Origin of the sequence: Elstera litoralis, from assembly GCF_000963705.1 — a bacterium.
Lineage (GTDB): Bacteria > Pseudomonadota > Alphaproteobacteria > Elsterales > Elsteraceae > Elstera > Elstera litoralis.
In genome coordinates this window covers 1-2304 of sequence record NZ_LAJY01000473.1, presented here as the reverse complement: position 1 = coordinate 2304, position 2304 = coordinate 1, and the positions used below count along the sequence as shown (strand labels likewise).

The following is a 2304-nucleotide window of genomic DNA, read 5'->3' as shown; positions in this document are numbered from 1 at the left end:
TATCTTGAAAGTCAAAGGCGAGAATATGTTGGGCCTCGGCAATCCTGAACGCCAAGATTTCCGATCTTATTTCCTGAAGCAGCATGAAGTTTGGAACATGTTGGGAAATAACCGCATCCAGTGAATTGCGTGTATCCGATAGCTTCAATACACCGATCAGCGATGATAGGATTAATACAAGCGATAATGTTAGAATTGACAGAATCAATTTCGTTCGAATCGATATCGTCTTCATTGTAGTCTCGCTCGAAAATTTTGATGGGAGAGGTGTTTCATACCCTAACCCTTCAGGCTATACAGTACAGCATCGCATAATTTGAAATTAAATTTCATTATTAACGAATAAGTAAAACCAATAATGTTCAATATAGACTAAAAGCAAGATACCCGTCCTTTTAGAAAGACGGGTATCTTAAACACGCATAACTGAAAGTTAATCTATTTTTCTAGTGAATTTCCGGCTCCGGCACTTTTCCTGCCGTCCGCTCCAGAAAATCGAAATCGCACCCCTTGTCGGCTTGCGTCACGTGCTGGGCGTAGAGCATGCCGTAGCCGCGCGGGTAGATGATCTCACGCGGGGTCCAATCAGCGCGGCGCGCGGCCAGTTCTGCTTCGGAAACTAATAGATCCAAGCGGCGGGCGGGCACGTCGAGCTTAATCAGATCGCCGGTTTTCACGAGCGCGAGCGGCCCGCCGAGTTGGCTTTCCGGGGTGATATGCAGCACGCAGGTGCCGTAGGAGGTGCCCGACATGCGCGCGTCGGACAAGCGCACCATATCGCGCACGCCTTGCTGAAGCAGCTTCTTCGGCATGGGGAGCATGCCCCATTCCGGCATCCCCGGCCCGCCCAGCGGCCCGGCTTGACGCAGCACCAGCACGCTATCGGCGGTTACGTCCAGGTCGGGGGCATCGATACGCGCCGACATATCGTTATAATCCTCGAACACCAGCGCCGGGCCGGTATGAGTGAGCAGATGGGCGCTGGCGGAATTATGCTTAATCACCGCCCCTTGCGGCGCGAGATTGCCGGAGAGCACGGCAAGCCCGCCTTCGGCCAGCATGGGTTGATCGAGCGGTTTCACGATATCGTCGCTCAGCACTTCGGCCCCGGCCACATTATCGCCTAGGCTATTGCCGTTCACCGTGAGCGCGTCGAGCGCCAACAGCGGCCCCAGGCGGTTAAGCACGGCGCGCGAGCCGCCCGCGTAATAGAGGTCTTCCATTAGATATTTGCCCGACGGGCGCAGATTGAGGATCAGCGGCGTTTCGCGCGAAATCGCGTCGAGCCGCGCCAGATCCACCGGCAGGCCGAAGCGCCCGGCGAGCGCGAGGAAATGCACAATGGCATTAGTGGAGCCGCCGCAGGCCATCACCGTGCGCACGGCATTTTCCAGCGCGGCCAGGGTCACGATATCGCTCGGCTTGCGGTCCTGCCAGACCATGTCGACAATGCAGCGCCCGGAGGCCGAGGCCATGCGGGCGTGAGACGAATCGGGCGCGGGAATCGCGGCGGCTCCCGGCAGCGTCATCCCCATCGCTTCGGCGGCAAAGGCCATCGTGGAGGCGGTGCCCATCGTCATGCAGGTGCCGAAGGAGCGGGCGATGCCATCTTCGATTTCGCCCCATTCGGTCGCGCCAATTTTGCCGGCGCGGCGTTCGTCCCAATATTTCCACACGTCCGAGCCGGAGCCCAGCACGTCGCCACGCCAATGGCCGCCGCAGCATCGGCCCGGCGGGCACGACGATGGATGGCAGATCCATGCTCGCCGCCCCCATCAGCAGCGCCGGAATCGCCTTATCACACCCGCCGAGCAGCACGAGCCCATCGAGCGGGTTGGAGCGCGCCAACTCCTCCACTTCCATCGCCAGCAAATTGCGATAGAGCATCGAGGTTGGCTTCATCATGGTTTCGCCGGGCGACAGCGCCGGAATTTCGATGGGAAAGCCCCCCGCCTGCCACACGCCGCGCTTCACCTCCTCGGCGCGCTGGCGCAAATGGATATGGCAGGGGTTGGCTTCGGACCAGGTATTGATGATGCCGATCACTGGCTTTCCGGCGAAATCTTCCACCGAATAGCCGATTTGCTTGGTGCGCGAGCGGTGGCCGAAGGAGCGCAGATCATCGACGCCATACCAGCGAAAACTGCGCAGATCCTTAGGCGATTTGACGGACATCGAGATTTCCTCCGATTGGGTTTTATTTGTCTTACAACATGTCTATTTGTCTTGACAAGCTTACATCCAGACAGAGTATCCTCCTAGTCATACCAGACCCGTCTGCGGCAGTCCTACGCAGGTGCCCTT

Annotated in this window: 2 protein-coding genes and 1 pseudogene; all 3 read right to left on the bottom strand. The window is 58.0% G+C overall.

Annotation, left to right across the window (positions count from 1 at the left end; translation table 11 throughout):
• The coding region (locus VZ95_RS29375; protein ID WP_156995348.1) for an MCP four helix bundle domain-containing protein at positions 1–235 on the bottom strand (235 nt) is incomplete at its 3' end.
• 211 nt (positions 236–446) lie between these two features.
• On the bottom strand, positions 447–1676 hold the full coding sequence (locus VZ95_RS15980; RefSeq protein ID WP_456297706.1) for a dihydroxy-acid dehydratase: 1230 nt from the start codon (positions 1674–1676) through the stop codon (positions 447–449).
• A 100-nt stretch (positions 1677–1776) separates the two neighbouring features.
• Positions 1777–2175: pseudogene (locus VZ95_RS29800) on the bottom strand (dihydroxy-acid dehydratase domain-containing protein); the annotation flags it as partial.
• Positions 2176–2304 lie beyond the last annotated feature (129 nt).